The following is a 1,342-nucleotide window of genomic DNA, read 5'->3' on the forward strand; positions in this document are numbered from 1 at the left end:
GTAAAATGAAATTTTGAAATAAAATTAAGAAAAAATAGATAAATAATTGACAAATCAAAAAATTTTAATTATCGCAAATTGTAAAATGAAGTTAGCCACCTTGAGTCAAGCAAAAAACATCTGAATCTCTTATACTAGAAGTTCGACCAAATAGTATAAAAAGGAAATTCAGATGCAAGACTATTCTATCACAAGCCAGAGCAAAGGGAAACACCTGACCAATCAAGACCGTTTAAACATTGAACGTTGGCACAATAAAGAAGGACTGAGCAACCGTGAGATTGCGCGCTTATTGAATAAAGCTCATGGGACGATTGACAGAGAGATGAAGCGAGGGGAAATCCAGCTCAAGCGGAAGGTAAAATACTCTGCTAAAAAGGCTCAAGAAAATTATGAAGGATTGAGGGCTCACAGTGTTCGTCCGAGTAAACTCACGACTGAGATTGATTGTTATGTGAGTACACGTCTTAAAGAAGACAAGGACTCTTTGGAAGTCATTCATCAGGCTCTAAAAGGAGTTTCTCTGAGCAGCCTCTACAATTGGGTCAACTGGGGCTGGTTAGAAGCCAAGCGTCATCATCTTTTCTATCCGCAGTATAAGGCGGCAAAGAAAATCAAACCTCGTGCGCCAAAGCATCCTTTTGGTAAGTCTATTGAAGAACGGCCTGAGTTCATTAACAATCGCTTAGAAGTGGGGCATTACGAGATTGACACGGTCATTCTTACGAGAGCTAAGAACAAGGTGCTTTTGACGCTCACAGAGCGAAAATACCGCACGGAGATCATTCGCTTGATTGATGGGAAAACAGCACAGGCGGTCAATGATGAGCTGGTGGAACTTCAAAAAAGTTATGACTTCAAATCCATTACCCCTGACAATGGCCATGAATTTGCAAGGCTCTCTGAGGACGTAAGCTGTCCAGTTTACTATGCACACGCCTACGCGAGCTTTGAGCGAGGGACGAATGAAAACCATAACCGAATGATTCGTAGGCATCTGCCAAAAGGCACAACAAAGACGACCCCTGAAGAAGTCGCCGCTATCGAGTATTGGATGAACCATTATCCAAGAAAAATGTTCAACTATAAGAGTTCATATGAGATGAGCTTGGCTGGCTAACTTGGACTTGCAATTTGCGTAAATAATAAATTTTTAAAAAAATAAAAAAATTACAGCTGAGACTAGAAATTTCAGAAAGTCTGTGTTATAATATATTTCGTCGTGAAAATGACGCTTTAAGCATGACTCGTTAGCTCAGTTGGTAGAGCATTTGACTTTTAATCAAAGGGTCGCTGGTTATACCCAAGCACGGCTCAAAAATAAATTGAATAAAACAATGAG

Annotated in this window: 1 protein-coding gene and 1 tRNA gene; both read left to right on the forward strand. The window is 39.9% G+C overall.

Annotated features, from left to right (window positions below; translation table 11 throughout):
• Positions 1-172 precede the first annotated feature (172 nt).
• Positions 173-1,120 (forward strand): IS30 family transposase, encoded by a 948-nt coding sequence (locus ABZX02_RS43910; RefSeq protein WP_351004109.1) that lies wholly within the window; start codon positions 173-175, stop codon positions 1,118-1,120.
• 123 nt (positions 1,121-1,243) lie between these two features.
• Positions 1,244-1,318, forward strand: a tRNA-Lys gene (locus ABZX02_RS43915).
• The last annotated feature ends 24 nt before the right edge of the window (positions 1,319-1,342 follow it).

Origin of the sequence: Lentzea sp. NPDC003310, from assembly GCF_040610935.1 — a bacterium.
Lineage (GTDB): Bacteria > Actinomycetota > Actinomycetes > Mycobacteriales > Pseudonocardiaceae > Lentzea.